We start from the raw sequence: 6,328 nt of genomic DNA, 5'->3' as shown, positions 1-6,328 counted from the left end.
GGGTCTGCTCCGGCCAGGTCTGCTGCTGCGGGACGTCCTCGCGGTACCAGGCGATGTCCCCGCCGTCGGGGTCGTGGGCGAAGCCCGCCGCCACCGCCTCGGCCCGCTCCTTGGCCTCCTGGGCCTGGTCGGCGGCGGCCAGGTAGGCGCCCAGCTCGTCGATGGGCCGCTTGCCGAGCAGCTTGTCCCGGCCCTTGCCGACCGCCTCCAGGGTGGCGCCGAGCACGTTCTCCAGGGTGGCGAGCTTCACATCGACGTACTCGTCCACCTCGGGGCTCGGGCTGATCCGCTGCGGGCGGAACTCCTCGCCGTCGCCCTCGCCCTCGGACTCGGTCTCGAAGACGCTGGAGTCGCCGCGCAGCTTGGTGCGGCCGCGGCCGACCGCGCCGAGCGTCTTGGTCAGCACGACCTCGAAGTTGGCGAGCTTGCTGTCCACGTAGTCGTCGGCCTCGGCCCGCTTGGCGTCGACCTCGGCGCGCGCCTCGGCGAGGATCCGCTCGGCCTGGGCCTGGGCCTGGCGGACCACCTCGGTGTCCGAGATCAGCGAGCCGCGCTCGGCGTGCGCGCCCTGGATGATCCGCTCGGCCTCGGCCTGGGCACCCGCCACCACCTGCTCGTGGTCGGCCATCACCGACTGGGCCTGGGCGAGTTCGGCGGGCAGGGCCGACCTGAGGTTGTTGAGCAGGCCGATCAGCTCGGCCCGGTTCACCACGCAGGAGGCCGACATCGGCATCGAGCGGGCGTTCTCGACCGCCGCCACGATCTCGTCGACCTTGTTCTGCACGTCCACGGGGCTTCGTCTTTCCGTGTGCCGCCGACGGTCCGGCGGAGGCAGGCCCGACGCGGTGAACCTCACCGCGGGGCAGGAGTACAGACTGTACGGCCCCTGCCGGGCGGGGTCACAACGCCTGCGCCGAACCGGTCTGCCGCCCACGGGACAATCCATGACGAACCGGCAGAAGCGGACAGGCGGCGCCTACTGCTCGGCCTTGCGCTCCGCGATCCGCTCCACCAGTTGGCGGTGCACCGTCTCCGGCAGCAGGTGCGAGACGTCGCCGCCGTACGAGGCGACCTCCTTGACCAGCGTCGAGGAGAGGAAGCTGTACGTCGGCGAGGTCGGCACGAACAGCGTCTCCACCCCGGTCAGGCCGTGGTTCATCTGGGCCATCTGGAGCTCGTAGTCGAAGTCGCTGACCGCGCGCAGGCCCTTGATGATCGCGGGGATGTTGCGCTCCCGGCAGAAGTCCACCAGCAGGCCGTGGTGCGACTCGACCACCAGGTTCCCGAAGCCGGCGGTGACCTCCTCGATCAGGCCGATCCGCTCCTCGACGGTGAACATGCCCTGCTTGTTCCGGTTGATCAGGACCGCGACATGCACCACGTCGTACAGCTTCGAGGCCCGCCCGATGATGTCGAGGTGGCCGTTGGTGATCGGGTCGAACGACCCAGGACAGACGGCTCGGCGCATGGCGTGTGTGCTCCCTCGTGGGGTGACGGCTGCTGCGGGCCGCGGCCCGCTACTTCTGCTCACCGGCCGCGGCGGCGGCGCGACCGTACCAGAGCGTGCCCTCGCCGTAGCGGCGGGAGCGCAGTTCCTCGAAACCCCCGGGCCAGTCGAACCCACCGCCGCGGGTGCTGCGCTCCACGGTGACGAGTGCGTCGTCCGCGAGCCAGCCCCCGGCCAGGAGTGTGATCAGCATCTCGCGGACCTCCTCGTCCGTCACCACGTACGGCGGGTCGAGGAAGACCAGGTCGTACGGGCTCTGCGGGGGCGGTCCGGCGATCACCTTCTCCGCCCTGGCGGCCCGCACCTCGGCCCCGGGCAGGCCGATCGTCCGGACGTTCTCCCGGATCACCCGGGCCGCCTGGCCGTCCGCCTCGACCAGCAGGACGTGCTCGGCGCCGCGCGACAGCGCCTCCAGTCCGACCGCGCCCGATCCGCCGAACAGGTCCAGCATCCGGATCCCCTGCAGGGTGCCGCGCAGCGCCTCCAGGGTGGAGAACATCGCCTCGCGGGCCTTGTCGGAGGTCGGGCGGGTGCCCCGGCCGGGCGGTACGGCCAGTCGGCGGCCGCCGGCCGCCCCGGCGATCACGCGGGTCATGGTGGTGGGAGGTCCTTTCGTCGCTGCCCGACCACGCTATACGGCGCAGGCCCCGCCGGGCTTACCGGCGGGGCCTGCGGGGAGTACGGGTCAGCTCGCCTCGGAGCCCGCCGCCTGGGGCGGCAGGGCCGCGCCGAGCAGGGCCGGCGAGGCGTAGCGGGACCAGGACAGGCAGCCGTCGGGCGGGCAGAACTCGGGGCGGCGCGGGTCGTGCCCGAGCTCGCGCAGCTTGGTCCGGACGGAGTCGGGCGTGCGGCCGAACCGGGCGGCGATCCGGGCGATGGTCTCGCCGTCGTGGAAGCGCCGGACCAGTTCCTCCTCGTGCTGCGGCACCCAGGGGGCGCCGTGGCCGGGGTACAGCTCGCGCAGCACGTCGCGGTCGGGGATGGGCTCGGAGACGTCGGCGACGATCGCCAGCGCCCGCAGCGCGCGGTTGAGTGCGATCCGCAGCGAGGCGACGTCCTCGACCGGCAGGCGGAGCTTGCCCGAGGCGAGCGGTGCGGCGGCCGCCCCCTCGCGCCAGCCGGTCAGGGTGAGGGTGACCTCGCGGTCGTCGTCGCTGGCGAGTTCGATCCGGAAGACCTTGTCGCCCAGCGGGAGCTCGTTGAGATGACGGAATGCCATGGCATGACCCCCAAGTGTCGTGCCAGGTACGCACCTTGGAGGTGCGTCCTGAACAACTCCATTCTCTCCCGGGGGTCTGACAATCCGACCCTCGAAGGGCCGCTCAGCCCTTCTCCATGTAGGCCGCGCGGTCCTCGTCGAGCAGGCTCTCCAGCGCGGTGCGCAGCTCCGGGTGGGCGGCCAGGTCCGGGTCCTCGGCGACCAGCCGGGTGGCCTCGGTGCGGGCGGTGAGGATGACCTCCTCGTCCTCCAGCACCGAGAGCACCTTGAGCGAGGACTTCACCCCGGACTGGGCCTGGCCCAGCACGTCGCCCTCGCGGCGCTGTTCGAGGTCGATCCTGGACAGCTCGAAGCCGTCCAGGGTGCCCGCCACCGCGTCCAGCCGGGCCCGCGCGGCGCTGCCCCCGGGCATGTCGCTGACCAGCAGGCACAGGCCCGCCGCGCTGCCGCGGCCGACCCGGCCGCGCAGCTGGTGGAGCTGGGAGACGCCGAAGCGGTCGGCGTCCATGATGACCATCGCGGTGGAGTTGGGGACGTTGACGCCGACCTCGATCACCGTGGTGGCGACCAGCACGTCCACCTCGCCGGCCGTGAACCGGCGCATCACCTCGTCCTTGGCCTCGGGCGCGAGCCGGCCGTGCAGGATCTCCACCCGCAGGCCGCTCAACGGGCCCTTCGCCAGCTTCTCGGCCGTCTCCACCACCGAGAGCGGGGGCCGCCGTTCGTCGCTCGCCGCGCCCTCGTCGCCGCCCTCGTCGCCGACCTCCTCGAAGTCCTCCACGGCGGCCTTGCGGCGCTTCTTCCCCGGGCCCGCCGCCGGCTCCTCGTCCCCGATCCGGGGGCAGACCACGTACGCCTGGTGGCCCTTGGCGACCTCCTCGCGGACCCGCTCCCAGGCCCGGGTGAGGAAGTTGGGCTTCTCCAGCGCCGGGACGACATGGGTGGAGATCGGCGAGCGGCCGGCCGGCAGCTGGTCCAGGACGGAGGTCTCCAGGTCCCCGAAGACCGTCATCGCGACGGTGCGCGGGATCGGGGTGGCCGTCATCACCAGCAGGTGCGGCGGCTGATCGCCCTTGGCACGCAGCGCGTCCCGCTGCTCGACGCCGAAGCGGTGCTGCTCGTCCACCACGACCAGGCCGAGGTCCTGGAACAGCACCTTGTCCTCGATCAGCGCGTGGGTGCCGATGGCGATCCCGGCGTCCCCGCAGGCCATGTCGAGCAGCGCCTGCCGGCGGGCGGGGACGCCCATCGAGCCGGTCAGCAGCACCACCCGGGTGCCGAGGTCGGAGCCGCCGAGCATGCCGCCCTCGGCGAGGTCCCCCATCATCTCGACGATCGAGCGGTGGTGCTGCTGGGCGAGCACCTCGGTGGGCGCCAGCAGCACCGCCTGGCCGCCCGCGTCCACCACGGCGAGCATGGCGCGCAGCGCGACCAGGGTCTTCCCGGACCCGACCTCGCCCTGGAGCAGCCGGTGCATCGGGTGGTCGGTGGCGAGGTCGGCGGCGATCTCGGCGCAGACGGACCGCTGGCCCTCGGTGAGGGTGAACGGCAGCCGGGCGTCGAAGGCGTCCAGCAGGCCGCCCTCGCGCGCCCGGCGCGGCTTGGCGGGCAGGGCGGAGTCGGCGGCCCGGCGCTGCGCGAGGGCGACCTGGAGCACGAAGGCCTCGTCCCAGCGCAGCCGGCTCTGGGCGCGCTCGCGGTCGGCGTGGCCGCGCGGGCGGTGGATCAGTTCCAGCGCCTCGGGCAGCGGGATCAGGTCGTGCCGCTCGCGCAGTTCGGCGGGCAGCGGCTCGCCGACGTCGCCGAGGTGCTTGGTGAGCGCGGTCTCGATGCAGATCGACAGCTTCCAGCTGGGCATCTGCGCGCTGGCGCCGTACACCGGGATGAGCCGGCCGGCGAACTGCCGCGCGGCGTCCGACCCCGTGTCCTCGTCGAGCAGCTGGTAGTCCGGCGAGACCAGCTGGCGGGTCCGGTTGAAGACCCCGACCTTTCCGGCGAACAGGCCCTGGGCACCGGCCTTGAGCTCCTTCTGCCGCCAGCCCTGGTTGAAGAAGACCAGCGAGAGCCGGCTGCGGCCGTCGGTGACCACGACCTCCAGCCGGTCGCCCTTGCGGCCGCGGAACGGGATCAGGGTGACCTTCTCGATCCGGGCCAGCACCGTGACGTGCTCGTCGACCTCCAGCTCGTCCAGGCTGGTGAGCTGGCCGCGTTCGACGTAGCGGCGCGGGTAGTGGTGCAGCAGGTCCCCGACCGTGCGCAGCTTGAGACTGTCGGCGAGCACCTTCGCGGTGCGGTCGCCGACGAGCTTGGTCAGTGGTTCATCGAGAGCGCCCATCAGGCCCCTGTTTACACCAAGGGGCGGACAGAACGGCGGCTACTCCACCCCGATGAGCAGCGGCGCCGGTTCCTGCCCGCCGTGGAAGACCACCGCGTCCACCTCGGGCCGGCGGTGCCGCACGTGGGCGACCAGCCGCTCGGCGAGCGCCTCCTCGGTGCCCTCGCCGAGGATCAGGGTGACGAGTTCGCCGCCCGCCCCGAGCATCCGGTCCAGCACGCTCTCGCCGACCTCGGCCAGCCCGGCGCCGATCACCGCGACGTCGCCGTCGATCAGCCCGAGCACGTCCCCGGCCTGGCAGACCCCGGCCATCGTCCAGGACTCCCCCTCGGCGACGGCCAGTTCCGCGTACCGGGTGGCCCCGGCGGCGGAGGTCATGGCGACCACGTCCTCGTCGAAGCGGCGGCCGCCCTCGTGCACCGCGAGCGCCGCCAGTCCCTGCACCGGCGAGCGGGTGGGCAGGACGGCGATCCGCACCCCCTCCTCGCGCAGCTGGTCGGCGGCGGCGCCGGCGGCGGCCCGCAGCTCCGGGTCGTTCAGCAGCAGGACGACCTCGCGGGCGGCCGAGCGGCGCACCGCGGCGGCGAGTTCGGCGCTGGCCGGCGGGCGGTCCGGGTCGGCGTGCAGGACGACGGCGCCGGCCTGTTCGCAGAGCTCGGCCAGGCCCTCGCCGGAGACCACCGAGAGCACCGCCCGGGCCCGCTCCTCGCGCTCGCCGGGCTCGGCGACGGTGCCGGAGCGGGCGGCGGCCTCGGCGAAGTGGGTGATCCGGATCTGGTGCGGGCGCCCGGCCCCGACGCCGGCCTCCACGGCGGCGCCCGCGTCGTCCACGTGGACGTGCACGTTCCACAGGCCGTCGCCGCCGCCGACCACCAGCGAGTCGCCGAGCTCGCCGAGCCGCTCGCGCAGCGCGGGCAGCGCCTCGTCGGGGGCGTCCAGCAGGTAGATGACCTCGAAGGCGGGGTGGCCGGGGCCGGGCGGCCGCAGGTGCGTCTCGCAGCTCTCGACGGCCCGGACGTCCCCGCGGAGCGCGACCGGCCCCATCGGCTGCTGCCCGGCGACGGCGTCGGCGAGCGCGCCGAGGACGGCCACCAGGCCGCGCCCGCCGGCGTCCACGACCCCGTTCTCGGCCAGCACGGCGAGTTGCTCGGGGGTGTGCCGCAGTGCGTCCCGGGCGGCCCGGTGGGCGGTGTCGGCGACCTGCGCGAGCCCGTCCCCGGCCCGGACCGCCTCCCGGGCGGCGACCCGGGCGACGGTCAGCAGGGTC

General features: G+C 73.9%; 6 protein-coding genes. All 6 read right to left on the bottom strand.

What is annotated here, in order from left to right; genetic code table 11:
- The coding region (locus ACIQOV_RS22130) for an ATP synthase F0 subunit B (RefSeq protein ID WP_401050930.1) at positions 1-790 on the bottom strand (790 nt) is incomplete at its 3' end.
- A 186-nt stretch (positions 791-976) separates the two neighbouring features.
- Positions 977-1,468: a pantetheine-phosphate adenylyltransferase gene (gene coaD, locus ACIQOV_RS22125; RefSeq protein ID WP_359900561.1), complete on the bottom strand. Its 492-nt coding sequence runs from the start codon at positions 1,466-1,468 to the stop codon at positions 977-979.
- A gap of 49 nt (positions 1,469-1,517) precedes the next feature.
- On the bottom strand, positions 1,518-2,102 hold the full coding sequence (rsmD, locus tag ACIQOV_RS22120; protein ID WP_387693655.1) for a 16S rRNA (guanine(966)-N(2))-methyltransferase RsmD: 585 nt from the start codon (positions 2,100-2,102) through the stop codon (positions 1,518-1,520).
- 90 nt (positions 2,103-2,192) lie between these two features.
- Complete coding sequence (locus tag ACIQOV_RS22115; protein ID WP_359900557.1) at positions 2,193-2,726, bottom strand: hypothetical protein; 534 nt, start codon at positions 2,724-2,726, stop codon at positions 2,193-2,195.
- 103 nt (positions 2,727-2,829) lie between these two features.
- Positions 2,830-5,061 carry an ATP-dependent DNA helicase RecG gene (gene recG / locus ACIQOV_RS22110; protein ID WP_401050927.1) on the bottom strand — a complete coding sequence of 744 codons (2,232 nt, stop codon included), beginning with the start codon at positions 5,059-5,061 and terminating at the stop codon, positions 2,830-2,832.
- 39 nt (positions 5,062-5,100) lie between these two features.
- Positions 5,101-6,328: DAK2 domain-containing protein (locus ACIQOV_RS22105; protein WP_401050925.1), on the bottom strand; the 1,228-nt coding region annotated here is incomplete at its 5' end.

Source organism: Kitasatospora sp. NPDC091257 (assembly GCF_044757675.1).
GTDB classification, from domain to species: domain Bacteria; phylum Actinomycetota; class Actinomycetes; order Streptomycetales; family Streptomycetaceae; genus Kitasatospora; species Kitasatospora lactacystinica.
This window is presented reverse-complemented; position numbering and strand designations above follow the sequence as displayed.

Bases quoted from the DNA above. Each gene is read 5' to 3' on its own strand.
- coaD (WP_359900561.1), bottom strand. From the start codon at position 1,468: ATGCGCCGAGCCGTCTGTCCTGGGTCGTTCGACCCGATCACCAACGGC.
- rsmD (WP_387693655.1), bottom strand. From the start codon at position 2,102: ATGACCCGCGTGATCGCCGGGGCGGCCGGCGGCCGCCGACTGGCCGTA.
- recG (WP_401050927.1), bottom strand. From the start codon at position 5,061: ATGGGCGCTCTCGATGAACCACTGACCAAGCTCGTCGGCGACCGCACC.
- ACIQOV_RS22115 (WP_359900557.1), bottom strand. From the start codon at position 2,726: ATGGCATTCCGTCATCTCAACGAGCTCCCGCTGGGCGACAAGGTCTTC.